Source organism: Halorubrum sp. ASP1 (assembly GCF_005435135.1).
Lineage (GTDB): Archaea > Halobacteriota > Halobacteria > Halobacteriales > Haloferacaceae > Halorubrum > Halorubrum tropicale.
Genome location: NZ_SGUA01000013.1, coordinates 18,697 through 42,715 on the forward strand (window position 1 = coordinate 18,697; position 24,019 = coordinate 42,715).

Below are 24,019 nucleotides of genomic sequence, written 5' to 3' on the forward strand. Positions count from 1 at the left end.
TCAGACCGAGCGCGGCGCGGCTCGTCGCCGGCGCGCTCGCATCGAAAGCGACACCCCGCTCGCCCGCCCAGCCCGTGGCATGAACGATGCGCGCGAGGTCGTCGTCCTCCGGTACGGCCACCGACCGGGGCGCGACGACCGCATGACGACGCACGTCGGGCTCACGGCGCGGGCGCTCGGCGCCGACCGGGTGGTCCTCCCCGACAACGCGGGGCAGTCCGCGGAGACGGTCCGCGACATCACCGACCGGTTCGGCGGGCCGTTCGCGGTCGAACTCCGCGACGACCAGGAGGCGATCGTCCGCGACTTCGAGGGCGTGGTCGTCCACCTGACGATGTACGGCGAGCGCGTCCAGGACGTGGAGGCGGCGGTCCGGGAGGCGGTCGGCCTCGACGAGCCAGCGGTGGTGGGGGAGGCGTCGCCGCCGCGCGACCTCCTCGTCGTCGTCGGCGGCGAGAAGGTGCCGTGGGCGCTGTACGAGCGCGCCGACTTCAACGTGGGCGTGACGAACCAGCCGCACTCCGAGGTCGCCGGGCTCGCGGTGTTCCTCGACCGGCTGTTCGCAGGCGCTGAGCTCGACCGCGAGTGGGCGGACGCCGACCGCCGCGTGGTGCCGGAGGCGACCGGGAAGACGGTGGTCGACGCCGACCGGGACTCGGCGGACGCGAGCGCCGACGCGGCCGGCGAGAGCGCCGAGGCCGACGACCGCGACTGAGTCGGCGCTCCGCTACTCGTCGGCGTCGTCCCGCTCCGACCGGCGCAGGTCCTCCTCGACGACCTCCGGCGTGCCGCTCAAGATGTCGCGGAGCCCGGTCACCGTCGAGGTCGACGACGACGCCCCCGGGATCCCGGACCACGGGACGCAGGTGTTGGAGGCGGGCGAGACCTCGCTGACCCACGCCGACCGCCTCGGCATCCGGCTCGTGTACTGGGTCGTGGCCGAGGCGGGCGGCGAGTTCGACGTCGAGACCGGCGAGGACGGGACGACGGTCCAGCTCCGGGTCCCGGCGCGGCCCCGAGTCGGGCCAGGACCGGCGGGCCCCTCTTACAGCGTCCGCTTCGAGCGGAGCCGCGCGAGCCGCGTCCGCGCCTCCTGCCGGCTCGTCCCGCGGACGCGGCCCGTCTCGGCGTCGGCCATGGAGACGAGCGAGAGGCGGTCGAGGAGCGGCGGCCAGTCGCCGGCGCCCGCGGCGTCGCCGGCGAACGCGACGGCGTTGCCGAGCCCCTCGCGCTCCGCGGCGCCGGCGCGCGCGACCAGCGCGTCCGCGGCGCGGCGCCCGCCGGCGACGGCGAACCGGTCGCCGACCGTCGCCGGGATCCACGCCGGGAGGAGCAGCAGCCAGCAGAGCGCGCCGGCGGCGGCGTACGCCCACGACGGGACGCGCTCGCGGTCCGGCTCGTACCCGTGGATCCGGTTGACGCGCCGGTCCGCGGCGGTGCGGTCCCCCCGGCGCCCGACGAGCAGCGTCGCGAGCAGCGCCGCGGTCTCGACGGCCGCCAGCGCCGGGAGCGTCGCGGTCGCGAGCAGCGCCTGCCGCGTCCGGAGCCTGACGAGCGCGTGGCGCAGCGCGGCGTCCCGGTCGGCCTTCGGGAGGGCGAGCAGCCGCGTCGAGACCACCAGCCGGGACCCGCGGTGGCCGTCCGCGACGGCGACGTTCGCGGCGTCGGCGCGGACCGCGGTCACCTCGGGCGGGTCGACGCCGACCTCGGCCGCGAGCGACGCGACGCGGTCGGCGACGAAGTCGGCGCGGCGCTCGTCGAGGTCGGCGTCGGGGAGCCGCGCGATCCGCCTGTCGATGAGGACCGGGCCGAGCAGCGCGGACGCGGCCGGTCCGACGACGGCCGCGGCGAGCAGGCCGCCGGCCGCGCCGAACGGGAGCGCGCCGAGCCCGCCGGGGCCGAGCAGCGCGGCGAGCGCGGCCAGCGGGACCGCCGCCAACACCGTCGGGACGGCGAGGAGCGCGAGGGCGCCGAGCGCGCGTCGCCCCCGTCCGTCCACCGAGTCAGCCATACGGGCGAGTGTGAGTCACGGCCCCTAAAGCTCTGCCGGACCGGCGGGTCGGTCGGCGGCGGATCGGACGCCGCTCGGCGGGGCGGATCGGGAGCGTCGCGACCGCGCCTTTCGGAGGTTTTAACCGGATTCCACCACCAGTTTCCCGTAATGGCTTTTGAGGATCTACTGAACGACCCCGTCATCCAGAAGTACCTCCACGAGCTGGTGGGGCCGACGGGGATGCCGGTCGCGGCCGCGCCGCCCGACGGCGAGGTCACTGACGAGGAGCTGGCCGAGGAGCTCGGCTTGGAGCTCAACGACGTGCGGCGCGCGCTGTTCATCCTGTACGAGAACGACCTCGCGACGTACCGGCGCGTCCGCGACGAGGACTCCGGGTGGCTCACGTACCTCTGGACGTTCCACTACGACAACATCCCGGAGAACCTCCAGGAGGAGATGTACCGGCTGCTCGAGGCCTTAGAGGAGCGCGAGGAGTACGAGCGCACCCACGAGTTCTACCTCTGTGAGGTGTGTTCGATCCGCTTCGAGTTCGGCGAGGCGATGGACTTCGGCTTCGAGTGCCCCGAGTGCGGCTCCCCCCTCGACGCGATGGACAACGACCGGCTCCGCGACGCGATGGACCAGCGCATCGACGAGCTCCGCAACGAGCTCAACGTGGACGTGACCGGCTGATGGTCGTCCTCGCAACCAAGTGCTACGTCGAGGGCGACGCTCGCGACCGCGCGCTCGACGGGATGAACTCGCTCGTGGCGAACGACCTCGACGAGCTCGACGTCGACTGGCAGGTGGGCGTGCGCGACGACGACTTCGTCCAGGTCGACGTGACCGGCGAGGACGCGCCGGTCGCGCGCAACGTCCTCGCGGAGACGTGGGGCGAGATAGTCGCCCACGACGGCGGACTCGACGCCGGCGAGGAGTACGTCGGCACCCTCGAGTCGTGGGACGACGTTGGGGTCACCCTCGACGCCGGGGTCGACGTGTTCGTGCCCGCCGACGAACTCGGCCTCGGCGTCGGCTCGCCGGAGCAGGTCGTCGAGCGCTTCGGCCTCGTCCAGCACCTACCCATGCGGTTCGTCTACGGGGGCGACGCCGGCGACCCGGACGCGGAGCCGTCCCGGCTGGCCGACGCCGAGCGCGACCGCCTGTACGACTGGCGGCGCGGCGACGGCCGGGTGAACGTCAACTCGGCGACGCGCGGCGAGACGCGCGCGACGGTGAACCGCGCGGGCCACGCGCAGGACATCGTCACCGTCGAGCGGCTCGGACTGCTGGAACAGAGCATCGTCTGCGGCGAAGGGACCGACCCGCCGGGGCTGCTGGCCGCCATCGGCTCGTACCTCCCGGCCGAGATGCGCTGTGTGGTCTAACCGGAGGTAACACGTGAACAGACGCTTCGCGCTCGCGGCGGCGGCGGTCGCCCTCCTCGCGGTCAGCGCCGGCTGCCTCGGCTACGCGACCGGCGGCGGCGAGGTGACGAACGAGACGCTGGACGCCGAGCCGCCCCGCGAGTACGACTTCGACACGGACCGCGACGCCGCGTTCGAGCTCTCGACCGACGCGCGCTACACCGTCGTGTACGCGGTCGGCGACAGGGAGGAGATCCGGCTGTACGAGCAGACGCCGTACGCGGGCGACCAGCCGCTCGAGTTCGAGGCGTTCCGGTACCGGTACCCCGACGGCGAGGTGATCACGGGCAGCGAGTTCCGCGCCCGCGGCGGCGAGATAGAGCGGACGACCGACGAGACGTGGATCCGCTTCGCGGACGACATGAGCGGCGGCCGGGTGGCGTTCTCGGGCGCCGGGTCGCCGCGCCGGTTCACCATGCGCGCGTACGTCGAGGGGTCGTACGCCGTGACGCTCCCGCCGGGCTTCACCACCGAGTTCCCGGTCGTCGGCCACGTGTCGCCGCGCGACCACGCGGTCGAGACGGTCGGCGACCGCGACCGGATCGTCTGGGAGGAGGTGTCCCGCGGCTCGATCGTCGTCCAGTCGTACCGCGAGGGGGACCTGCTGGTGTTCGGCGTCATCCTCCTCGTGGGCGTGATCGCCGCGGCGGCGGGGACGCTCTACTTCAGGCGACAGCTGGAGGCGCTCCGCCAGCGCCGCCGCGACCTCGGCCTGGGCGTCTACGACGACGAGGACGAGGACGGCTGGCTCTGACGCTCGCGTCGCGTCGAGCGCCGTCCGGTCGCCCCCGCCGCGGTCCTTTTCTACCGCGCGCCGCTTGGACTGGGTATGAACGCCGCCGTCGTCACCGTCGGGGACGAGCTCCTCGTCGGGGACACCGAGAACACGAACGCGACCTGGCTCTGCGACCGGCTCGACGCGCGAGGCGTCGCCGTCCGACGGGTGACAGTCGTGCCGGACGAGGTGAGCGAGATCGCGCGCGTCGTGAACGAGTACCACGCCGAGTACGACGCGGTGATCGTCACCGGCGGCCTCGGGCCGACGCACGACGACGTGACGATGGAGGCGGTCGCGGCCGCGTTCGGCCGCGACCTCGCGGCGAACGAGGAGGCGGCCGCGTGGCTCGCCGAGCGGGGGTACAGCGGCAGCGACCTCGCGGCGGAGACGACGCACCTCCCGGCGGACTGCCGCCCGCTGCCGAACGAGGCGGGGGTCGCGCCGGGCGCCGTCGTCGAGTCCGTCTACGTCCTCCCCGGGGTACCCGGCGAGATGAAGGCGATGTTCGAGCGGGTCGAAGCGGAGTTCGCGGGGACGCTCACCCACGTGCTCACGGTCGACGTCGACGAGCCGGAGAGCGAGCTGCTCGACCGGTTCGCGTCGCTGCGCGAGCGGTTCGACGTGCGCGTCGGCTCCTACCCGGGCGAGGTCGTGACGGTGAAGATCACCGCCGAGAGCGAGGGGGAGGCCGAGCGAGCGGCGGCGTGGATCCGCGAGCACGCGGACGCGGTCGAGGAGCGGTCCGCCTGAGCGGCCGAGAAGCGATCGGCAGGAGCGGTCGGTGCGACGGGAGGACGGCCGGCGAAGGGGCGGCCTAGCGGTACAGGTACGCGACCCACACGGCGACGAGCGCGAGGCTCGCGAGCAGGACCACGCCCGCGGTCGCGCTGATCGGCAACGGCTCCGTCACGGCGGCTTCGAGGATCATGTCTCGCGGTTGTTCTGGGGGCGTCTTAAGTATTGATTCTCCGAGGGAGTCCGTCGGCGCGGGACCGAGGACGGTCCCGAAACTGCGTCACAGGGGTTCGAAAACGGGACCGGAAGGCGTGGGCGTGTGGCAGCTACCGAGGGAGGGATCCAGTCCCGGTGAGACGAGCGGCTGACGTCGCCGATGGCGGGCTCGTTCCATCGGCGTCTGCTGTGATGAGCGGACGCCTGTTGGTTCCCGTGTCCGCGTGTTGAGGGGCTTTATGAACCGTTCGAGTGAGTCACCGGGGGCGGACGCCCGCGCGCCGCGGCCGGACGCGGCTCGCTTAAGAGGCCGGCGCGGTGAACGTCGGGCATGCACGTGGGGATCGCGGTGAATCCTGTCGCCGGCATGGGCGGCCGCGTCGGGCTGAAGGGCACCGACGGGAAGGTGGTGGAGGCGGTCGAGCGTGGCGCGGAACGGCGCGCGCCCGAGCGAGCGCGCCGCGCGCTGGACCGGCTGGCCGCGGTCGCGCCCGACGCCGTCGTGTCGGTGGCCGCGGACCCGATGGGCGAGTCCGTCGTCCGCGCGGCCGGCTTCGAGCCGGCGCGGGTCGTCGACCCCTTCGAGGGCGACGCGCCGGGACCGACCGACACGACCGCGGCGCACACGGCCGCCGTCGTGCGGGCGTTCGCCGGGCTCGACGGGGACGACGCGGCCGACGGCGACGGGCCCGCCGACCCCGTCGACCTCGTCTTGTTCGTCGGCGGCGACGGCACGGCCGCGGACGTCGCTGGCGCGCTGGAGGGGACCGACGTGCCGATGCTCGGCGTCCCCGCCGGCGTGAAGGTGTACTCGTCGGTGTTCGCGGTCTCGCCGGAGGACGCCGCCGAGGTGGCCGCCTCGTTCTCGCGGACGGAGCGCCGCGAGGTGATGGACATCGACGAGGACGCCTACCGGGAGGGGGAGGTGAGCCCGACGCTGCGCGGCGTCGCGCATGTCCCCGTCGCCGAGGACCTCCAGTCGTCGAAACAGACCGCGAGCGGGACCGTCGAGTCGCTGGCGGAGGGCGTCGCGGCGGACATTCGCGAGCGCGACGGGGAGGGCGTCACCTTCGTCCTCGGGCCGGGGTCGACCGTGGGCGCGATCAAGGACGAACTGGGGTTCGAGCCGTCGCCGATCGGCGTCGACGTGTGGCGCGACGGCGAGGTGATCGCCCGCGACGCGACGGAGACAGAGATCCTCGACGCGCTCGGCGAGGAGAACGTCATCGTCGTCTCCCCCATCGGCGGCCAGGGGTTCGTCTTCGGCCGCGGCAACCCCCAGATATCGCCGGCCGTGATCCGGCGTTGCGACCTCCGAATCGTCGCGTCGCGGGCGAAGCTGGACGACGTGCGCGCGCTGCGCGTCGACACCGACGACCCCGACCTCGACGACGGGCTCGCGGGCTGGGTCCGCGTCCGCGTCGGGAAGTTCGAGACGCGGATGGTGAAGATCGTCTGAGGCGGGGGGCCGCCGCCCGGCCGCCGCTCGACCACCGCTCATCCCTCGCGCCGCTCCCGGGCGCGGCGACTGACAGTCCTTTTGTCGCTCGCCGCGCCGGGAGGCGTATGGGACGCGAGAAGGAGCGGATGCTCGCCGGCGAGGCCTACGACCCGTCGGCCCCCGAACTGGTCGCCGACCGGCGGCGGGCGCAGGAGCGCTGCCGCCGGTACAACGCCACGGCCCCGACGGAGACCGACCGCCGCGAGCGGCTGCTCGGGGAGCTGTTCGGCGAGGTGCGCGGCGACGCGACCGTCGTCCCGCCGTTCCGCTGCGACTACGGGTACAACGTCGGCGTCGGCGACGGCTTCTTCGCGAACTACGGCTGCGTCTTCCTCGACGTGGCGCCGGTCGCGTTCGGCGAGAACTGCCTGCTCGGTCCGGGCGTCCACGCGTACACCGCGACCCACCCGATCGACCCCGACGAGCGGGCGGCCGGGCTGGAGTTCGGCGACCCCATCGCGGTCGGCGACGACGTCTGGATCGGCGGGCGAGCGGTGATCACGCCGGGGGTCGAGATCGGCGACGGCGCGGTCGTCGCCGCGGGCGCCGTCGTGGTCGACGACGTGCCGGCACGGACGGTGGTGGGCGGGAATCCGGCCGAGGAGATCCGCGAGATCGGTGGCGGGTGATCCGTTACAGGGAGTCGAGCGCGTCGGCCACGGCGGGCGCGGCGCTGACGACGCTACAGCCCCGCTCGACGGTGTCGCTGCCGACGATCCGGTCGACGCCGGCGGCGCGGAGCTTCGTCACCGCGTTGGCCGCGAGGACCGGGTGGACGCAGGCCGTCAGCACGCGCGCGGCGCCGCGGTCGGTGAGGACGGCGACCGACTCGCTCATCGTCGACCCGGTCGCGATGATGTCGTCGACGACGACCACGTCCCGGTCGGCGACGGGGGCGTCGGAGGGCGACACCGCGACGGCGCCCGTCTCGCGGTCGCGGCGCTTCTCGAAGTAGTCCGTCTCGCCGGCGCCGTAGGCGTCGCGGACGGTGGCGGCCACGTCGATCGCTCCCTCGTCGGGCGCGAGGAACAGGGGGTCGCCGAGGTCGGCCGGGAGCGGCGCCGCGAGGACGCCCGCGGCGTCGACCGCCTCGACCGGGACCTCGAAGAAGTCGGCGACGGTCGCCTCGTGGGGGTTGACGAGGACGACGCGGTCGGTCCCGGTAGAGATCGCGCGGGCCATCGCGCGGGCCGAGACCGGCTCCCCGTCGCCGAACGAGGCGTCCTGTCGGGCGTAGCCCATGTAGGGGACGACGGTGGTCACGTCCGTCGCGCCGGCCTCGCGGACGGCGTCTTGGAGCTGGAGCAGTTCGACCCACGCCTCGTCTGAGTCGGTCGCGGCGACGATCACGGCCTCGTCGGCGTCGAAGTCGGGCACCGCGGCGAGCCCCTCTCCGTCCGGGAACCGGTCGTATGTCGGGGTCGCGAGCGCCCGGTCCGTCTCCGCCGCGAGCGCGGCCGCGAGCTGCTGCGAGCTGGATCCGGGTACGATCATGGGCGACCGTTTTCCGGACACCGGTAAACCAGTTTCCTTACCGCGCGGCGGCTGCGGGGCCCGCGGCCGCGGAACCGCAACGGCGCCGCCGCGCGCCACGCGAGCGCGACCCACACCGCCCCCACAGGGGCGGATATTTACGGGCGCGGCGGGTACGAGCGCCCAATGAGCGACACCGAAGCCGGCGCGCGCGTCGGGCTCCCCTGCCCGTCGTGTTCGCCCGCCGAGCCGACCGTCCACGAGGTCCTGAGCCCGGGCGGGCAGGCCACCGTCCGCTGTACCGAGTGCGACCATACCCACAAAGCCGAGATTCCGGAGGAGGAGACCGTCTCCGTGACCATCGTCGTCTCGCAGGACGGCGACTCGTTCACGACGGCGATGGACGTGCCCGCCGAGGGCGACGTGGCCACCGGCGAGGAGTTCGTCGTCGACACCGACGACGCGCTGATGCAGGTGCGGATCACTGGGATCGAGCTCGGCCCCGAGAACCGCGTCGAGGAGGCCGACATCACCGACGTGGAGACGCTGTGGACCCGGGCAGTCGACAACGTCGCGGTCCCGGTCACGCTCCACCCGAAGGACGGCGACGCGGACCAGACGCGCTCGCTCCGGGTGAACGTCCCCGGCGACTACGAGTTCACCGTCGGCGAGACGACGGAGTTCGGCGACGAGGAGTTCACCGTCGAGGGGCTCCAGATCCGCGAGGACGCCCCCGAGTACCGCCACGAGAAGCTCGACCACGCCGGCGACCTCGCCTACGCGAAGGACCTCAAGCGGGTGTACGCCCGCGACGAGACGCTCACCGCGTGGTCGGCCTGGTAGGGCGGCCCGGTGGCGCGACGCGCTCGGCGCGGTCCGCCCGCCCCGTCCGCCCCGTCCGGCGATCCTCACACCAACATAAACAATTATGAAGAATACGCCCCTTGTCGGATCCGTGCCACCCGTAGTACACGACTGACGCACGCTCGACGGCGGGGACGACGACCGGTCCCGGCGGTCCGAGCACGCGCGAGGCGACGCAGACCGAACCGGCGACCGACCGATCGGGTCCATCGACCAGTCCGACCGAAGGCGGCGCGACCACCGACACCGAGGATCTCCCGACCGCCGCCGAGGCGGTCGCGAACGCGGCGGCGACGTTCGACCCGTCCGACACGCGGCGGATCGCGAACGGCACCGACCGCTGGAACGAGTACGCCGGCTCGTCGCACTGACGGCGCGGCCGGATCCTTTTATTCGACGGCGCGACTACCGACGAGCGGCCGATGACGAACCACCGCTCCGAGCCGGACTCGGCACCCGGCGACGACGAGCCCTATGAGTACCGAGGCCGACTTTCGATCACAGCGTGCCGAGACGGCCAGCGACGCCTGCGAATCGCGTCTGTCGCCCGCTGAGAGGACGGCGTCGTCCGAGCGACCCCGCAGTCCCGCCGCGTCTCGAGGTGACATCGACCGCTCCGGCCCACGCGCGGAGACGTCGTCCGCTCTGGACTGTCGCGCCGGGCGGTTTGACGGCTCCCGCTCGCTGAAGAACGGTCGAGGCAATCGTTTTCAGGCCGCCGCGTGATTCCGAGTTCATGGACCACCGCTGTCCCGATTGCGCCGTGACGATGGAAGAGGTCGAGTTCAGCATGGGCGACGCCTGGAACGCGCACGTCAAGACCGGCGAGAAGCGGTCCGGGCTGCTCGGGAAGCTCGGCATGAACGAACGCAAGGAGCTGACGACGGTGATGTGTCCCGAGTGCGGGCTGGTCCGGCACTACGCCGAGTTCGACGAGTGACGCGCCGGCGCGACCGGTCGCGGCGAGACGCCTCTGAGCCGCCCGATCTGGGCCGTAGACACCGGATAGATCCGGTCGGTGCTTTATTCTCCCGCGCGCCGGACGAGGTCGTATGGAGCCAGACTTAGACCGGTTCACGTCGCGCCGATCGACCGTGTACGGCCAGCGCGGCGTGGTGGCGACCAGTCAGCCGCTCGCCAGCGAGGCGGGGATCGAAGTCCTCCGCGAGGGCGGGAACGCGTTCGACGCGGCGGTCGCGACCGCGGCCGCGCTGAACGTCGTCGAGCCCACCTCGACCGGGCTCGGCGGCGACGTGTTCGCGCTGTACCGGACCGCGGACGGCGAGGTCGGCGCGATGCGCTCGTGCGGCGGCGCCCCAGCGGACGCGACGATAGAGAACGTCGAGGCGGCGCTCGCAGAGGACGACGACGCCGACTCGTACTACCCCGACGACGGCGGCTACGCGGTCGACGACGCCGGCGAGGCCGGGATGCCGTTCTACGGCCCGCACGCGGTCACGGTGCCCGGGACGGCCCGCGGCTGGGAGGCCACCGTCGAGGAGCTGGGCCGGCTCACCCTCGCGGACGCGCTCGCGCCCGCCGTCCGCTACGCGACCGAGGGGTACCCGGTGTCGGAGGTCATCGCCTCCCACTGGGCGAGCGCCGACGCGCTCTTCACCGACGACCACGCCCGCGAGGCGTTCCTCTTCGAGGGCGAGCCGCCGGGCGTCGGGCAGACGGTGACGCTCCCGCGGCTCGGCGAGTCGATGCGGCGGATCGCCGAGGAGGGCGCCGACGTCGTCTACGAGGGCGAGATCGCGGAGGCCATCGCCGACGAGGTCCAGTCGCGGGGGGGGTTCATGACCGTCGACGACCTCGCCGACTTCGAGGTCGAGTGGCCCGAGCCGGTGTCGACGACCTACAACGGCGCGGAGGTGTACGAGCTCCCGCCGAACAACCAGGGACTGATCGCCCTGGAGGCGCTCAACGTCGCGAGCGAGCTCGGCGCCGGCGAGTACGACTACGACTCGCCCGAGCGCGTCCACTACTTCGCCGAGGCCATGAAGCGGGCGTTCCACGACGGCCACCGCTACATCACCGACCCCGAGTACGAGGAGATCCCGCCGCTCGCGTCGAGCGAGTGGGCGAGCGAGCGCGCCGCCGGCGTCGGCGAGACGGCCTCGCACGACGTCTCCTTCGGCGTGCCGAACGCGAACGCCGAGGACGCCGACACCGTCCTCCTCACCGTCGCGGACGAGGCGGGCAACGTCGTCTCGTACATCAACTCCCGGTTCGCCGGCTTCGGCTCCGGGCTCGTCGCCGGCGACACCGGCATCGCCTTACAGAACCGCGGCGCGTCCTTCTCGCTCGACCCGGACCACCCGAACAGCCTCGAACCCGGCAAGCGCCCCTTCCACACGCTCATCCCGGGCGTCGTCCGGTTCGACGAGGACGACTGGGCGGCGTTCGGCGTGATGGGCGGGTACATGCAGCCGCAGGGCCACGTCCAGGTGGTCTCCAACCTCGTCGACTACGGGATGCCGCTCCAGCGCGCGCTCGACGAGCCGCGGTGGCGCTACCGCGAGAGCGGCGAACTGGCGCTGGAGCCGCACTTCGACGACGACGCCGCGGCGAAGCTGGTCCGCAGGGACCACGACGTGCGGACGCTCTCGCCCGTCATGTTCGGCGGCGCCCAGATCGCGCGGAGCCGGGACGGGGTCCTCTCGGCCGCCACGGAGCCCCGGAAGGACGGGAACGCGCAGGGGTACTGAGGCGGGCGCGACCGCCTCCGGCGGCGACGACCAGTCTCCTATCAGCGAGTGGGTACGACGCGCCGTTTGCGGCCGGCCGCCGATCGGCGAGTCTGTCGGTAGAGCGCGCGCGGACGCGACGAGACCGGCCTGACGCGTCCGAATCCCGGTGCTGTGGTATTTGTGACCGTGGATACACTTATAACGGCTCGTATGGTATACGGTCACAGAATGAAGCGAAGAATCCAGCGACGCGACGTACTCAAGGGCGCCGGCGCGGTCGGTATTGCGGGGCTCGCCGGCTGCTCGACGGAGAGCGGTGACGGCGGCGACGGCGGGGACGGATCCGACGGGTCCGACGGCGGCGACGGGATGGACGGCGGCGACGGAAGCGACGGAAGCGACGGGTCCGACGGCGGCGACGGCGGGGACCAGAACAACGTCCCCGACGCCGTGATGGTCGTCGGCTTCCCGCAGTCCGGGATCCAGCTGTTCCGCGACTTCTACTCGGAGTTCGCCGACAGCGCGCCCGACCTCGACATTATCGTCCCCGACGGGCTGATCGACAGCGACCTGCCGAGCGAGGTCGACAACGACATGAACAACGTCATCGGCACCGCGCCCTCCGCGGGCGGCCCCGGCGCGGAGTTCTTCACCGAGTCGTATCAGGAGGCGTACGGCGAGGAACCGGGCGTGTTCACCGCACAGGCGTACGACGCGATGGCGGTCGAGATCCTCGCGGCGACCGCCGCGGGCGAGAACAGCGGCCAGGCGATCCGCGACCGCGTCCGGACCGTCGCCAACCCCGGCGGCGAGGAGTTCGGCCCCGCTGACCTGCCCGAGGCCGTCGAGACGGTCGCCGGCGGCGACCCCGTCCACTACGTGGGGGCGTCGTCGAGCGTCAACTTCGACGCCAACGGCGACATCGCGACCGCCGCCTACGACATCATCGACTTCCAAGACGGCAGCCTCGTCACGCTCGACACCGTCGAGTTCGGGAACGAACTCAGCGAGGAGGACCGGAACGCGACCGCGGCCGCCCCCGTGGGCGTCGACTCGTTCACCGCCCGAATCGGCGTGTTGATGCCGGAGACGGGGGACCTCGGGCCGCTCGGCGTCCCGATCCGCGACGGCGCGCTGCTCGCGGCCACCCAGGTCAACGACGCCGGCATCAACGTCGACGTCGAGACGAGAGTCGAGGACACGCAGACCGACCCGCAGGCGGGGATCTCCGGCGCGAACGCCCTCGTCAACGCCGGCTTCGGCGCGGTCGTCGGCCCGGCGTCGTCGAACGTCAACCTCCAGGTCTCGGATCAGGTGTTCATCCCGAACGGCGTCGTGGGGATCTCGCCGTCCTCGACCGACCCGAACGTGACGGACTTAGAGGACAACGGCTACATCTTCCGGACCGCGCCCTCGGACCTGCTCCAGGGGCCGGCGATGGCCGACCTCGCAGTCGGCGACACCGTCGGCGCCGAGTCGTCCGGAACGCTGTACCTCAACGACGCCTACGGGCAGTCGCTGGAGGAGGCGTACGTGAGCGCCTTCCAGGAGCGCGACGGGACGATCACCCAGCGCGTCTCCTTCGAGCCGAACCAGGCGACGTACACCAGTCAGTGGTCGAGCGTGCTGAACCAGTAGGGAGTCGGCCGGCTCTTCTCCGATTTTTTCCGTCCCGCGCGAGCCGCGGCGCTCGCCTGCGCGAGCCGCGGCGCTCACCCGCGCGAGCGGACGCTTCTCGCAGGGGGTCTACGGCGGCGCCGGCGTCCGAATTGGTCGCCGGCAAGGGCCGCGCGCGACAGAGGGCGGGGCCTCACTGCGACGGCGCATCTTATAATCCTTCCCCGAGCGGCGTCGTCGACACCGTTCAGAGCCGCGCGAGCGGCGGACGACCGCGGTTCACCCGCCGAGGAAGTCGCGCCGCACGTCCTCGTCGGCGAGCAGGACGTCGCCGCGGTCGGTGTAGCGGTTCGCGCCGTTCACCAGCACGTAGCCGCGGTCGCAGCGGCGCAGCGCCTCCTTCGCGTTCTGCTCGACCATCAGCACGGCCGTCCCGCTCTCGTTGATCCGGTCGATCCGGTCGAACATGTCGGCGACGAGGTCGGGGGCGAGCCCCGCAGAGGGCTCGTCGAGCAGCAGCAGGTCCGGGTCGAGCATGAGCGCCCGGCCCATCGCGACCATCTGCCGCTGGCCGCCGGAGAGCGTCCCCGCCTTCTGCTCGCTGCGCTCCCGGAGGATCGGGAACCGGTCGTATATCGTCTCGACCTGGTCTTCGGGCACCTCGTCGAGGATGTACGCCCCCATCTCGAGGTTCTCCCGGACGCTGAGCCCGGGGAACACGTTGTCTGTCTGCGGGACGAAGCCGATCCCCTCGCGGATGATCTGCTCGGGCGCGAGCCCCTGAATCTGCGACCCCTCGAACTCGACGGTGCCGCCCATGTGCGTCGTGAGCCCGAAGACGGTCTTCATCACCGTCGACTTGCCGGCCCCGTTGGGGCCGACGATGGTGACGTACTCCTCGTCGGCGACGTCTAAGACCACGTCCGAGAGGATCTGGAGGTCGCCGTAGCCCGCGTCGAGGTCCCGGATCCGGAGGATCGCGTCGCCGTCGATCGCGTGTGTCGCTCCGGCGTCGGCGCCGGCCGCGACCGCCTCGGCGTCGGCGTCGGCCGCCGCCTCGCCCGCCGCGCCGTCGGCGGTCATAGGTCCTCCCCCAGGTACGCCTCGATGACCCGCTCGTCGTTCCGTATCTCGTCGCCGGTCCCCTCGGCGAGCACGCTGCCCTGATGCATGACGATGACGCGTTCGCAGTTGTTCATGATGACGTCCATGTCGTGTTCGACGAGCAGGAAGGTGTAGCCGTCCGCGCGCAGGTCGTGGACCCGGTCCAAAAGCTTCTCTTGGAGGGTCGGGTTGACCCCGGCGAGCGGCTCGTCGAGCAGCACCATCTCGGGGTCGGTCATCAGCGCGCGGGCCATCTCCAGCAGCTTCCGCTGGCCGCCGGAGAGGTTCCCCGCGTGCTCGTGCGCGAGGTGGTCGATCTCGAAGAACTCCAGCGTCTCCCAGGCCCGCTCGCGGATGTCGACCTCCTCCCCGATCACCGCGCCGCGGAGCCCGGGCGTCACGGCCCGGATCGCGGACTCGCCGACCTGGCCCTGCGGCGCGAGCATGAGGTTCTCCAAGACGGTCATCTCGGAGAGCTCCCGGGCGATCTGGAAGGTCCGAACCAGGCCCTTCCGCGCGATCTCGTGTGGCCTGAGCCCGGTGATGTCCTCGCCCTCGAAGGTCACCGATCCCGCGGTCGGCTCGTGGACGCCGGTGATGCAGTTGAACGTGGTCGACTTGCCGGCGCCGTTCGGTCCGATGAGGCCGGTCAGCGACCCGGCCTCGACCTCGAAGGAGGCGCCGTCGACGGCGGTGACGCCGCCGAACCGCTTGACGAGCCCCTCCACGCGGAGCGGGGGCGCCCCGGACGGGACGTGCTTCGCGGCCTCCTCGACCGCGCTGTCGTTCGCCTCGGGCTCGTCCTCTGAGGCGTCCGCCGCGTCGACCGCGTCGGCGACCCCGGTCGCGTCTGCGACGTCGGCCGCGTCGGGCGCGTCGCTACTCATCGGTCTCACCCCCGCCGGGCCGCTCCGAGAGGTCGACGGCCGCGGCCGTCTCGATCCGGTCGCCGAGGATCCCCTCCGGGCGCCGGTGGATGATGAACACCAAGACCAGCCCGAGGAAGACGAACTGGAGCGGTGCGATGTTGTCGGTCGCGTACGCGAGGAACGTCACCGGGTCGAGCGAGACGAGCGCGTCGGCGAACGACGGCGGCGTCTCCGCGTCGATGAGCCCGCGGACGACCCCGCCGACGCGGCGCGGCCCCTCGAACAGGACCGCGGCGAAGACGATGCCGCCGAGGACCGAGCCGGTGTTCGACCCCGACCCGCCGATGATCACCGCGATGAACACGTAGAACGTGAGCAGGGGGCGGAACTGCGGGGTCGGCGAGACGTTGCCCTGGCTGCCGAACCAGAGGATGCCCGCGAGCCCCATCAGCGCGCAGCCGATGACGAACACCTTGATCTTCACGAGGTTCACGTCCTTGCCGAGCGAGTCGGCGACGAGTTCGTCCTCCCGGATCGCCTTCATCGTCCGGCCGAACGGCGAGCGGCCGAGGCGTTCCACCAGGAGGTAGAACCCGATCAGGAAGGCGGCGAGGACGGCGATGTACCCCCACCCGATGAGGATCGGGTTGGAGATCCCGAGGCCGTCTGCGCCGAAGACGCCGAAGACGAACTCGCCGAACGCGGTCGGCGTCCCCGCCTGCCCGTCGACGAGGAACAGCTCTCGGACCGGATTGTCCGGCATGCCCATCCCGCGACCGCCGCCCGTTCCGGCGCCGACCGTGTCGCGCAGGAAGTTGTCGAAGGCGCTCGACTGGAGCGACAGGCGGACGATCTCCGAGAGCCCGAGCGTGACGATGGCGAGGTAGTCGGCCTTGAGCCGCAGCGCGGGCAGGGCGGCGACGGCGCCGAGCACGGCCGCCATCGCGACGCCCGCGGCGATCCCCACCGGGAGCGGCAGGCCGAGTCCGGGCGGGCCGAACGCGGGGTCCGGCGAGCGGACGACCATCCCCATCGTGTAGACGCCGACGGCCATGAAGCCGGCGACGCCGATGTTGAAGAGGCCGGTGTACCCCCACTGGAGGTTCAGGGCGAGCGCGGTGAGCGCGTAGACGAGACCGAGGAACGTCAGCGTCTCCATGAGCCCGACGACGCTGTTGAGCCCGTCGGTGAACGTCAGCAGCGTCGCGGCCGCGTAGATCGCGAGCAGCGTCCCGACGACGAGGCCGAGGTCGCTCTCTCGGGCGGCCTTGACCAGCGCCGCCGTCGCGCTCTCGGGCGCCTCGGGCGCGCTCCCGGAGGATACGGACCCGGAGTCGCCGGGGGCGTCGGCGTCGCTCATGTTGTCGTCACCCCGCCGAAGAGCCCCTCGGGGCGCAACAGCAGCATGAGGATCATCACGCCGAAGGCCGCGGCCTGGTTGAAGTCGGACGGGATCCAGATCGTCGACGTGGTGAACACGACCCCGATGACGAGGCCGCCGGCGATGGCGCCGTAGACGGAGCCGATCCCGCCTAAGATCACGGCCGCGAAGATCAACAGGAGCAGGAGCCAGCCGAAGTCGAACTGGATCGTCCCGCGGAGCAGGACGTAGAGGTAGCCGGACGCGCCCGCGAGCCCGCCGCCGATGACCCACGTCGCGGTGACGACGCGTTCGGCCGGGATGCCGGTGATGAGCGCGAGGTCCTTGTTGTCGGCCATCGCCCGCATCGCGGTCCCGAGCTTCGTGTGCTGGAGCATGGCGTGCATCGCGAGCATCAGCCCCACCGCGGCGACGAGGATGGTGAGCTCGTGCGCGTTCACCGACAGTCCGAGCGGATCGAACGCGAGGTTCGACTGCTCGACGCTGGCGGTGACACCGCGCCGGTCGGAGCCGTAGCCGAACTGGAGCAGGTACCGGACGATGAGCGCCGCGCCGATGGAGGCGATGAGCAGCGCGATCCCGTCGCGGTCGCGCATCGGCTTGTAGAACCCCCGGTCGAGCGCCACCGCGAGCAGCGCGGTGACGACAAACGCCGCCACCAGCCCGACGAGGATGGCGGCGGGCGTCGTGAGGATGTGCGCGCCGATGTCCCCCGGCGAGGCGCTCCCCGCGTCGCGGACGGTCAGGAGCGCGCGGACCGGCACGTCGCCGAACCCCGCGATCAGGAACGCCACGCCCCACCCGGAGAACGCGCCGACGCTGACGAGGTCCCCGTGCGAGAAGTTCGCGAACGAGAGGATGCTGTACGTCATCGAGAGCCCGATTCCCGCGAGCCCGATCACGAGGCCGATGACGACGCCGTTCCAGAGGTTCGAGCCGAGCCGGTCGACCGAGATCGACCCACCGACCGGGCCGAGGCCGACCCCCGCGAGCTTCGCCGCGAGGTCGACGAGGAGCAGGCCGCCGAGGAGGGTGACGAGGAGAAGCCCCGGCCGGGCCCGCGCCGAGTCGACGATCGACGAGTCAGTTGTTCCCATGTGTACGTCTCACTGTCACAGGGTGAGACACCGAGCGGTAAATAACTCGCTGTTCGGACAAGAATCCTCGAAACCGCCTGACAGCTCTGACGGGGCCGGAGCGTCAGTCGCCGCCCGCCGCCCGCGCGTGGCGCCGCGCGGCCTCCGGCGACCGCCCCTCGCGCAGCAGCGCCTCGACGAACAGCTCGCCCGCCTTGTACGACGACCGGACCATGGCGCCCGACGCGCAGTAGAGGAAGTCGAACTCCTCCTCGGCGACCCGGCGCCACGTCTCGAAGACGTCCGGGTGAACGTACTCGAACACGTCGAGGTGCGAGCGCGAGGGCTGGAGGTACTGGCCGAAGGTGACCACGTCGACGCCGACCTCGCGGAGGTCACCGAGCGTCCGGTACACCTCGTGGTCGTACTCGCCGACGCCGAGCATGAGGCTCGTCTTCGTGTGGATGTCGGACTCGCGGTCGACCTGATCGAGGACCGAGAGGGACTGCTCGTAGTTCGCGCGCCGGTCCCGGACCGGCCACTGGAGCCGCTCGACCGTCTCGACGTTGTGCGCGATCACGTCCGGCTCCGCGTCGATGATCCGCCGGATCGCCTCCGGGTCGCCCTGGAAGTCCGGGATGAGTGTCTCGACCAGCACCTCCGGGTCGCGACGCTTAATCGCCCGGATCGTCTCGGCGAACTGCGCCGACCCGCCGTCCGCGAGGTCGTCACGGTCGACGGAGGTCAAGACGACGTAGTCGAGCCCGATCTCGGCGACCGCGTCCGCGACGTTCGCGGGCTCGTCGGGGTCGAGCGGCTCCATCCCGCCCGTCTCGACGTCACAGAAGTTACACCCGCGCGAGCAGCGGTCGCCGAGCAGCATGAACGTCGCCGTGCCGGGGCCGTCCTGCCCCGACCAGCACTCGCCCATGTTCGGGCAGTTCGCCTCCTCGCAGACCGTGTGGAGGTCGTGGTCGCGGAGGGTGGACTTGATCTCGGTGAACCGACTCCCGGACGGCGGGCGCGACTTCAGCCAGTCCGGCTTTCGGCGGCCGCGTTGCATGGTCGACCCTTGGCGTCCGAGCGCAAAAGGGTGCGGGTCGGCGGGGGTCGCATACCGGGTTTCGGAAGTCGCGGCGGGTCACTGGCGGCAGTGCGGTGCGGCCACTACCGGGAGAACGCGGCCGACGGGAAGAAGAGGCTAGGCCGAGAGTTGAACTCGGGGTCTCGTCCTTCCCAAGGACGCGCTTTACCGAGGAGTCCTTCGGCCCTGAAAGCGGCTACCGTTGCCGTAACACTCCACTTTGCGTGCTTCTTATCACTCTATTAACAACTCTACTTATGAATGAATTGGGTATTCGGCCCCGTGTGCCGTCTGTGGACACCAGAAAACGACAAACGTGTTCGGATGAGCGCTGTCCTACTCGACACATCATAATTGTGAGAGGTGCTGTGCGGTTCATACGTGTGGCCCCACTTCATCGGGGGGAGTATCCCCATTCGTTTCAGAAATGCCGTGGTGAATTAGCTGGAAAGGAGAGGGTGCGTATTGAACCTGGTCATAGAGTACCTGCTCGTTTTGGATACTATCTATATGTCTAGTTTCCCACGAGATTCTCAGTGAAAAATCATATACAACCAGAGAATCACCGCGGTGTATGGACTCACGGTTAGAATCGCTTCTTCTCGGGAAGTCGTTGAACCTATCGCTTCGGTATCTCGGCTACTCGGTCATCCTCATGGCCTTGTTCTTCGGTCAACTCTATCTTGTTGGAAATTCCGGTATGGGAAACTCATTTGATTTGCTTATGAGCCCGCTTGGAGTCACGGTATCTGCGATTATTCTGGCAGGGGTACATACACACCGAAACGACGGAATACTCGTGAGTATCGCCGTCGCCGTCATCATCATGAGCGGCTCTACCCTGTATACTGTCATCTCGCTTAATCACCCCCAACCTCACTATGGGATTTTAACCGGCGTGGGGTCAGCAATTTTGTATGGCATCCCAATAGGGATTGTATCATCTACTGTTGCGTTTGCTTTACGGCGATTTTTCCCTACCCAATCGGCTGTAGCAGAGACAAAATAGAAATATAACGACTCCTCCACCCAGTAAACTCTGGGAACCGTTCCGGAGGTCTCCTGTACTGACCGAAGCGACTCACCACATCGAGGTACAGAGGGAACAGCCCCTTCGATGATGTGGCTCAGGACCGACGACAACCGGGCCAAATCCGGTGAAACCTCTACCGTATCTCGCCGCATCGAGGGTGTGTCATAACTTAGTCATCGTCGGCGGTGTACGCCCCGCCACGACGCTTGACACGTGCGACGACGAGTCGCCCGTCGTCCTGCCGGAAACTTACGGAGAGCCGGAACTCCCCGACGCGTATTTTCTTGTACGGGCTGTTCTGGAGCGGCTCACCGTAGTCCGGCGGGTCGCGCCACGGCGAGGAGACGATCTCATCGAGCTTGTCGAGTATCCGGTCTTGGTCGGCGGGGGACAGTCCGTCGAGGTCGTCTTCGGCCGTCGAGGAGAGTTCCCACGTCCACCCGTCGTCACTCATCGCTCGTGCCGAACCGCTCGCGGGCTGCCTCGGCGCTCGTCGTTCGTCCCTCGCGGACGTCCTCTTCGGCTTCGAGCAGGGCGACGAGTTCGTCGCGGTCGAACGTCGGGAACTCGACGGCGTCCCGAAGCGTGTACCGGATGAACTCGCTCCGACTGTTGAACCCGCGTCCCTGCCACGTATCGTCTATCTGTTCGAGGAACGACTCGGTGAGTTTGAAGTTCACCGTGGCGATGTCGTCTCCACCGTCGTCGTCTGTGGCCGCTTCAGACATATAGACGTAATACGCTGGTCTTACCAATAGTCGTTTCGGCGGAGCCTCACTCACCGCGTAACCGACGTGGATAGCCGCATCGAGGGGGTGTTCTATCACATTGCTGACTAAGCTTCAGTCATTCCTCTGTGAGCGTCGATTAGCGAAATCCGGGGTGTCACTTGAGGGGACGCGCTCCCGGTCGATTTCGGGGCAATCCTGCCGCTGTCTGTGACTTAGTTTGTGTGCCCTGACATTTTAGCGAATCGCATGACGGCGAGGGATGCCCTGTTTAGCGAGAGACGCGAATCTTGAACGGGTTTCGTTCAGACGAGCGTAGTCAGAAAAGTGTGCGTACAAGGAGTGGACGGCAGAAAGAGCCTAGGCCGAGATTTGAACTCGGGGTCTCGTCCTTACCAAGGACGCGCTTTACCGCTAAGCTACCCAGGCACGCAACCAGTTGTTGACCGGATTCGACTTTATGGGTTTCGATCCGGCGACGCGGCGTCGGGGGATCCCGCGCCGTCTCGGAGGGTCGCCGCGCGGATCACCGGTCGGTCGCGCTGACGGCCCGCTCCGAGATGTCGGCGATGCGGTCCGCGGTCGCCTCCGGCAGCGCGCGGCCCGCGGGCGGGAACTCGCCGTCGCAGTCGGCCGCGAGGTCGCGGGCGTATTCGAGCAACTCCGCGGGCGGGTCGCCGCCGACGGCGGTGGTGCCCGCGACGACGGCGAGCTCCATCGCGTCCACCTCCAGGTTGCGGTCGAGTTCGGCCGCCGTTTCGGCGTCCGTGCCCTCGCGGTCGCGGAGCGTCTGGTCGCGGCCGAACGCGCGCACCACGTCGACGGCTGGCCGGGCGGCGTCGGTACACGCCAGAAGCGAGAAGCCGCGGGAGACGAGCACGTCGGCGGCGAGGATGTCCATGTCCGCGTCGATGTCGGCGGCGGCGGTCGCCGCCGTCACCCACGGCTCGTCGTGAGCGACCGTCCGGGTGAGGCGCAACCCCTCGTAGATGAGCTGCACGCCCGCGGCGCGGTCGGCCACGTCCCCGAGGTCGACGGCCGGTTCCAGCGCGCGGGCGGTGACCAGCGCCAGCACGCCGGGGGTCACCGCCGCGTCGCCGATTCGGGCGTCGAGGGCCTCGCGGAGCTGTTCGGGTTCGACGTCCGCGAGCGCCTCGCGCGCGGCGTCACGCGCTCGCGCGGCATCGTCCATTGTCGTTTCGTAGACGAGCGAAGGGCAAAGACCTTTGGAAACGAACGGGATTCCGTCTCGTGATCCGAACCCGAACCGACGGCGACGTGCGCGTCGTCACGCTCGACCGCCCCGAGGCGCGCAACGCGCTTCGGCCCGCCGACCTGACCGTCCTGCGCGAGGCGTTCGAAGCGCCCGCGGACGGAGACGCCCCGCCCGTGACGTACCTCCGCGGCGCGGGCGACGCCTTCTGCGCGGGCGCCGACCTCGACGCTGTCGCCGCGCTCGACGACCCGGACGCGTTCGCGCGGCGGGGGCAGCGCGCGGTCGCCGCCGTCGAGGAGTCGCCGTCGATCGTCGTCTGCGGGGTGGACGGCCCGGCTCGGGGCGGCGGCGTCGAACTGGCCCTGGCGGCGGACGTCCGGGTCGCCACCCCGCGGGCAACGCTCGGCGAGCCCGGCGTCTCCCTCGGGCTGTTCGGCGCCTGGGGCGGCACGGTGAGGCTCCCGCGCGTCATGGGCGAGGGCGAGGCGCTCGACTTCGCGCTCTCGGGGCGAGTCCTCGACGCCGAGGCGGCCCTGCGGACCGGGCTCGTCTCCCGCGTCGTCGACGACCCCCGCTCGGTGGCCGACGAGATCGCGGCGGGCGAGGCCGACGCGCTCGCGGCGATCAAGCGTCGGATCCGCGACCGCCGCGAGGGCGAGGCGCAGGAACGGGCGGAGGCCGCGGCGTTCGCTGAACTTCACGACGCGCACGCGGAGGACATCGCCCGACGGCGCGACCGGTGATCGACCGGGCGGGCGCCGGCCGCGTCCGCCCGCCGTCCCGATGTGACAGACTTAAGTGAGTCTCCGTCTAACTGCGAGATGCGAAGCACGCACCGGTAGTGTAGTGGTATCACGCAACCTTGCCATGGTTGCAACCCGAGTTCAAATCTCGGCCGGTGCATTTTGCGAACGAAGTGAGCAAAATCACCGAGAGATATCTGTGCGCGGGCAGCGCGCCTCCTCGACCGAATCGCGCGGGCGCCGTCGCCGATCGACGGGCCGGGCAGCGGCAGACCCCGTCCGTTTAACAGCGCGTGTGTGTTCTGTTCGGGTATATGGTTGAGCCGCTTCTTCTCGTCGGCGTCGCGGTCGCGGCGTTCGTCGGATACAACATCGGTGGGGCGACGACCGGACCGGCGTTCGGGCCGGCGGTCGGCGCGGACGTGATATCGAAGGCGGGCGCGGCGGCGCTGATGTCGCTGTTCTTCTTCGTCGGGGCGGGGACGCTGGGGCAGCGCGTGGTGACCACGCTGGGCGAGGACCTCGTCACCGGCGCGAACGTGTTCACGCTGGAGACGAGCATCATCGTGCTCTTCTTCATCGGCGGCGCGCTGTTCGTCGGCAACTTCGCCGGCGTCCCGGCGTCGACGTCGATGACGGCGGTCGGCGCCATCGCCGGACTCGGGATCGCGACGAACACCCTCGACTGGGCCGTGATGGGCGAGATCGCGATCTGGTGGCTCGTCGCGCCGATCATCGGGTTCTGGGTGTCGGGCGTCGTCGGCCGCTACTTCTACTCGGCGATCGACCGCTGGGTGGCGATCGAGAGCACCGAGGGCGCGCTGTTCGAACTCGACCGGTCGGGGCTGATACCGCGGCCGGTCCTCGGCCCGAACACGACGCGACGCGAGCTGACGGGGGGGGTCGTCGTCATCTCCATCGGCTGTCTGATGGCGTTCTCCTCCGGCACCTCGAACATCGCGAACGCCATCGCGCCGCTCGTCGCGCTCGACGGCGTGGAGATGACGCCGATGATCCTCCTCGGGAGCGCGGCGGTCGCGGTCGGCGCGTTCACCATCGCCCGGCGGACGCTGGACACGCTCGGTAACGACATCACCGACCTCCCGCTGACGGCCGCCATCGTCGTCGCGGTCGTCTCCTCGGGGATCGTGATCAGCCTCTCGGCGGTCGGCATCCCCGCCTCGTTCGTCATCATCGCGACGATGTCGATCGTCGGGCTCGGCTGGGGCCGCGCGACGCGCACGGTGACCGTGCGACAGGGAATAAGCGGCGAGAAGGAGCCGGCGGTCTCCGTCGGCGCGCTGGCGGCCGACGAGATGCCGGAGATCGGCGAGGGCGACGCGAGCGACGTGCCCTCCGCGTCCGACCTGTTCAACCCCGGGACGAGCGCGCGCGTCGTGCTGATGCAGAACGTCGTGCCGATCCTCTCGACGGTCGGCGCGCTGGTGACGTTCGCCGTGCTCTTCAGGCTCGTCTGGTAGGGCGGGG

The 24,019-nt window shown here is 70.6% G+C and carries 24 protein-coding genes, 2 tRNA genes and 1 pseudogene; 16 read left to right on the forward strand and 11 right to left on the reverse strand.

Annotated features, from left to right (window positions below; translation table 11 throughout):
- The first annotated feature begins 79 nt into the window (after positions 1-79).
- Positions 80-715, forward strand: coding sequence for a tRNA (cytidine(56)-2'-O)-methyltransferase (locus EXE48_RS15670; protein WP_137712002.1), 636 nt, complete (start codon positions 80-82; stop codon positions 713-715).
- Positions 716-812: 97 nt separating this feature from the next.
- Positions 813-1,016, forward strand: a pseudogene (locus tag EXE48_RS19165) (PAS domain-containing sensor histidine kinase); the annotation flags it as partial.
- Between the two features lie 29 nt (positions 1,017-1,045).
- Here the strand turns inward: EXE48_RS19165 and EXE48_RS15680 are convergent.
- Positions 1,046-2,011 carry a hypothetical protein gene (locus tag EXE48_RS15680; protein ID WP_137712003.1) on the reverse strand — a complete coding sequence of 322 codons (966 nt, stop codon included), beginning with the start codon at positions 2,009-2,011 and terminating at the stop codon, positions 1,046-1,048.
- A gap of 150 nt (positions 2,012-2,161) precedes the next feature.
- Here EXE48_RS15680 and EXE48_RS15685 point away from each other — a divergent pair, with 150 nt between their 5' ends.
- From EXE48_RS15685 to EXE48_RS15710, 6 genes are all read left to right on the forward strand, one after another.
- Entirely contained in the window at positions 2,162-2,686 is a 525-nt protein-coding gene (locus tag EXE48_RS15685; RefSeq protein ID WP_053770849.1) for a transcription factor, read from the forward strand.
- On the forward strand, positions 2,686-3,381 hold the full coding sequence (locus EXE48_RS15690; RefSeq protein WP_053770848.1) for a DUF2110 family protein: 696 nt from the start codon (positions 2,686-2,688) through the stop codon (positions 3,379-3,381). The genes EXE48_RS15685 and EXE48_RS15690 overlap by 1 nt, the downstream gene beginning before the upstream one ends.
- Positions 3,382-3,394: 13 nt before the next feature.
- Positions 3,395-4,174 carry a DUF5803 family protein gene (locus EXE48_RS15695; RefSeq protein ID WP_053770847.1) on the forward strand — a complete coding sequence of 260 codons (780 nt, stop codon included), beginning with the start codon at positions 3,395-3,397 and terminating at the stop codon, positions 4,172-4,174.
- A gap of 75 nt (positions 4,175-4,249) precedes the next feature.
- Positions 4,250-4,948: a competence/damage-inducible protein A gene (locus EXE48_RS15700; protein ID WP_053770846.1), complete on the forward strand. Its 699-nt coding sequence runs from the start codon at positions 4,250-4,252 to the stop codon at positions 4,946-4,948.
- Positions 4,949-5,480: 532 nt separating this feature from the next.
- A complete protein-coding gene (locus tag EXE48_RS15705) occupies positions 5,481-6,608 on the forward strand; it encodes an ATP-NAD kinase family protein (protein WP_137712004.1) in 1,128 nt (375 codons plus the stop codon).
- Positions 6,609-6,715: 107 nt separating this feature from the next.
- Positions 6,716-7,279 carry a maltose acetyltransferase domain-containing protein gene (locus EXE48_RS15710; RefSeq protein ID WP_137712005.1) on the forward strand — a complete coding sequence of 188 codons (564 nt, stop codon included), beginning with the start codon at positions 6,716-6,718 and terminating at the stop codon, positions 7,277-7,279.
- 4 nt (positions 7,280-7,283) lie between these two features.
- On the opposite strand, the gene prs is transcribed toward EXE48_RS15710, so the two are convergent.
- On the reverse strand, positions 7,284-8,144 hold the full coding sequence (gene prs / locus EXE48_RS15715) for a ribose-phosphate diphosphokinase (RefSeq protein ID WP_121599828.1): 861 nt from the start codon (positions 8,142-8,144) through the stop codon (positions 7,284-7,286).
- Between the two features lie 165 nt (positions 8,145-8,309).
- Between prs and EXE48_RS15720 the strand changes: the two genes are divergently transcribed.
- The 4 genes from EXE48_RS15720 to EXE48_RS15735 all read left to right on the forward strand — a co-directional run bounded on the left by EXE48_RS15720 (position 8,310) and on the right by EXE48_RS15735 (position 13,318).
- Positions 8,310-8,966, forward strand: a complete 657-nt coding sequence (locus EXE48_RS15720) for an HVO_0476 family zinc finger protein (RefSeq protein ID WP_053770842.1) — start codon at positions 8,310-8,312, stop codon at positions 8,964-8,966.
- 757 nt (positions 8,967-9,723) lie between these two features.
- Positions 9,724-9,927 carry a hypothetical protein gene (locus EXE48_RS15725; protein ID WP_053770841.1) on the forward strand — a complete coding sequence of 68 codons (204 nt, stop codon included), beginning with the start codon at positions 9,724-9,726 and terminating at the stop codon, positions 9,925-9,927.
- A gap of 112 nt (positions 9,928-10,039) precedes the next feature.
- Positions 10,040-11,698: a gamma-glutamyltransferase gene (gene ggt, locus EXE48_RS15730; protein ID WP_137712006.1), complete on the forward strand. Its 1,659-nt coding sequence runs from the start codon at positions 10,040-10,042 to the stop codon at positions 11,696-11,698.
- Positions 11,699-11,908: 210 nt separating this feature from the next.
- Positions 11,909-13,318, forward strand: coding sequence for an ABC transporter substrate-binding protein (locus tag EXE48_RS15735; protein ID WP_137712007.1), 1,410 nt, complete (start codon positions 11,909-11,911; stop codon positions 13,316-13,318).
- Positions 13,319-13,576: 258 nt separating this feature from the next.
- On the opposite strand, the gene EXE48_RS15740 is transcribed toward EXE48_RS15735, so the two are convergent.
- The 5 genes from EXE48_RS15740 to lipA all read right to left on the reverse strand — a co-directional run bounded on the left by EXE48_RS15740 (position 13,577) and on the right by lipA (position 18,790).
- Entirely contained in the window at positions 13,577-14,380 is an 804-nt protein-coding gene (locus EXE48_RS15740) for an ABC transporter ATP-binding protein (protein ID WP_241992030.1), read from the reverse strand.
- Positions 14,377-15,288 (reverse strand): ABC transporter ATP-binding protein, encoded by a 912-nt coding sequence (locus EXE48_RS15745; protein ID WP_137712008.1) that lies wholly within the window; start codon positions 15,286-15,288, stop codon positions 14,377-14,379. The genes EXE48_RS15740 and EXE48_RS15745 overlap by 4 nt, the downstream gene beginning before the upstream one ends.
- On the reverse strand, positions 15,281-16,630 hold the full coding sequence (locus tag EXE48_RS15750) for a branched-chain amino acid ABC transporter permease (protein ID WP_053770837.1): 1,350 nt from the start codon (positions 16,628-16,630) through the stop codon (positions 15,281-15,283). The genes EXE48_RS15745 and EXE48_RS15750 overlap by 8 nt, the downstream gene beginning before the upstream one ends.
- Entirely contained in the window at positions 16,627-17,748 is a 1,122-nt protein-coding gene (locus tag EXE48_RS15755; RefSeq protein ID WP_053770836.1) for a branched-chain amino acid ABC transporter permease, read from the reverse strand. The genes EXE48_RS15750 and EXE48_RS15755 overlap by 4 nt, the downstream gene beginning before the upstream one ends.
- Before the next feature lie 103 nt (positions 17,749-17,851).
- Positions 17,852-18,790, reverse strand: coding sequence for a lipoyl synthase (gene lipA / locus EXE48_RS15760; RefSeq protein ID WP_053770835.1), 939 nt, complete (start codon positions 18,788-18,790; stop codon positions 17,852-17,854).
- Between the two features lie 595 nt (positions 18,791-19,385).
- Here lipA and EXE48_RS15770 point away from each other — a divergent pair.
- Positions 19,386-19,820, forward strand: coding sequence for a hypothetical protein (locus EXE48_RS15770; RefSeq protein ID WP_137705283.1), 435 nt, complete (start codon positions 19,386-19,388; stop codon positions 19,818-19,820).
- A 193-nt stretch (positions 19,821-20,013) separates the two neighbouring features.
- Here the strand turns inward: EXE48_RS15770 and EXE48_RS15775 are convergent, their stop codons facing one another.
- From EXE48_RS15775 to EXE48_RS15790, 4 genes are all read right to left on the reverse strand, one after another.
- Positions 20,014-20,298: a type II toxin-antitoxin system RelE family toxin gene (locus tag EXE48_RS15775; RefSeq protein ID WP_053770834.1), complete on the reverse strand. Its 285-nt coding sequence runs from the start codon at positions 20,296-20,298 to the stop codon at positions 20,014-20,016.
- Positions 20,291-20,572, reverse strand: a complete 282-nt coding sequence (locus EXE48_RS15780; RefSeq protein ID WP_053770833.1) for a ribbon-helix-helix domain-containing protein — start codon at positions 20,570-20,572, stop codon at positions 20,291-20,293. Before EXE48_RS15780 ends, EXE48_RS15775 begins: the two co-directional genes overlap by 8 nt.
- A gap of 357 nt (positions 20,573-20,929) precedes the next feature.
- Positions 20,930-21,001, reverse strand: a tRNA-Thr gene (locus EXE48_RS15785).
- Between the two features lie 97 nt (positions 21,002-21,098).
- Positions 21,099-21,764, reverse strand: coding sequence for a DUF7114 family protein (locus tag EXE48_RS15790; RefSeq protein WP_121600241.1), 666 nt, complete (start codon positions 21,762-21,764; stop codon positions 21,099-21,101).
- Positions 21,765-21,823: 59 nt separating this feature from the next.
- Between EXE48_RS15790 and EXE48_RS15795 the strand changes: the two genes are divergently transcribed.
- From EXE48_RS15795 to EXE48_RS15805, 3 genes are all read left to right on the forward strand, one after another.
- A complete protein-coding gene (locus EXE48_RS15795; RefSeq protein WP_053770828.1) occupies positions 21,824-22,531 on the forward strand; it encodes an enoyl-CoA hydratase/isomerase family protein in 708 nt (235 codons plus the stop codon).
- 89 nt (positions 22,532-22,620) lie between these two features.
- Positions 22,621-22,691: transfer RNA gene (locus EXE48_RS15800), tRNA-Gly, on the forward strand.
- A gap of 154 nt (positions 22,692-22,845) precedes the next feature.
- The gene (locus tag EXE48_RS15805; RefSeq protein ID WP_053770827.1) at positions 22,846-24,012 is read left to right on the forward strand and encodes an inorganic phosphate transporter; all 1,167 of its coding nucleotides are present in this window, start codon (positions 22,846-22,848) and stop codon (positions 24,010-24,012) included.
- The last annotated feature ends 7 nt before the right edge of the window (positions 24,013-24,019 follow it).

What these genes read in the sequence shown, in the direction of transcription:
- EXE48_RS15670 (WP_137712002.1), top strand. Translation starts at nt 80, where the DNA reads ATGAACGATGCGCGCGAGGTCGTCGTCCTCCGGTACGGCCACCGACCG.
- EXE48_RS15680 (WP_137712003.1), bottom strand. Translation starts at nt 2,011, where the DNA reads ATGGCTGACTCGGTGGACGGACGGGGGCGACGCGCGCTCGGCGCCCTC.
- EXE48_RS15685 (WP_053770849.1), top strand. Translation starts at nt 2,162, where the DNA reads ATGGCTTTTGAGGATCTACTGAACGACCCCGTCATCCAGAAGTACCTC.
- EXE48_RS15690 (WP_053770848.1), top strand. Translation starts at nt 2,686, where the DNA reads ATGGTCGTCCTCGCAACCAAGTGCTACGTCGAGGGCGACGCTCGCGAC.
- EXE48_RS15700 (WP_053770846.1), top strand. Translation starts at nt 4,250, where the DNA reads ATGAACGCCGCCGTCGTCACCGTCGGGGACGAGCTCCTCGTCGGGGAC.
- EXE48_RS15705 (WP_137712004.1), top strand. Translation starts at nt 5,481, where the DNA reads ATGCACGTGGGGATCGCGGTGAATCCTGTCGCCGGCATGGGCGGCCGC.
- EXE48_RS15710 (WP_137712005.1), top strand. Translation starts at nt 6,716, where the DNA reads ATGGGACGCGAGAAGGAGCGGATGCTCGCCGGCGAGGCCTACGACCCG.
- prs (WP_121599828.1), bottom strand. Translation starts at nt 8,144, where the DNA reads ATGATCGTACCCGGATCCAGCTCGCAGCAGCTCGCGGCCGCGCTCGCG.
- EXE48_RS15720 (WP_053770842.1), top strand. Translation starts at nt 8,310, where the DNA reads ATGAGCGACACCGAAGCCGGCGCGCGCGTCGGGCTCCCCTGCCCGTCG.
- EXE48_RS15725 (WP_053770841.1), top strand. Translation starts at nt 9,724, where the DNA reads ATGGACCACCGCTGTCCCGATTGCGCCGTGACGATGGAAGAGGTCGAG.
- ggt (WP_137712006.1), top strand. Translation starts at nt 10,040, where the DNA reads ATGGAGCCAGACTTAGACCGGTTCACGTCGCGCCGATCGACCGTGTAC.
- EXE48_RS15735 (WP_137712007.1), top strand. Translation starts at nt 11,909, where the DNA reads ATGAAGCGAAGAATCCAGCGACGCGACGTACTCAAGGGCGCCGGCGCG.
- EXE48_RS15740 (WP_241992030.1), bottom strand. Translation starts at nt 14,380, where the DNA reads ATGACCGCCGACGGCGCGGCGGGCGAGGCGGCGGCCGACGCCGACGCC.
- EXE48_RS15745 (WP_137712008.1), bottom strand. Translation starts at nt 15,288, where the DNA reads ATGAGTAGCGACGCGCCCGACGCGGCCGACGTCGCAGACGCGACCGGG.
- EXE48_RS15750 (WP_053770837.1), bottom strand. Translation starts at nt 16,630, where the DNA reads ATGAGCGACGCCGACGCCCCCGGCGACTCCGGGTCCGTATCCTCCGGG.
- EXE48_RS15755 (WP_053770836.1), bottom strand. Translation starts at nt 17,748, where the DNA reads ATGGGAACAACTGACTCGTCGATCGTCGACTCGGCGCGGGCCCGGCCG.
- lipA (WP_053770835.1), bottom strand. Translation starts at nt 18,790, where the DNA reads ATGCAACGCGGCCGCCGAAAGCCGGACTGGCTGAAGTCGCGCCCGCCG.
- EXE48_RS15770 (WP_137705283.1), top strand. Translation starts at nt 19,386, where the DNA reads ATGGACTCACGGTTAGAATCGCTTCTTCTCGGGAAGTCGTTGAACCTA.
- EXE48_RS15775 (WP_053770834.1), bottom strand. Translation starts at nt 20,298, where the DNA reads ATGAGTGACGACGGGTGGACGTGGGAACTCTCCTCGACGGCCGAAGAC.
- EXE48_RS15780 (WP_053770833.1), bottom strand. Translation starts at nt 20,572, where the DNA reads ATGTCTGAAGCGGCCACAGACGACGACGGTGGAGACGACATCGCCACG.
- EXE48_RS15790 (WP_121600241.1), bottom strand. Translation starts at nt 21,764, where the DNA reads ATGGACGATGCCGCGCGAGCGCGTGACGCCGCGCGCGAGGCGCTCGCG.
- EXE48_RS15805 (WP_053770827.1), top strand. Translation starts at nt 22,846, where the DNA reads ATGGTTGAGCCGCTTCTTCTCGTCGGCGTCGCGGTCGCGGCGTTCGTC.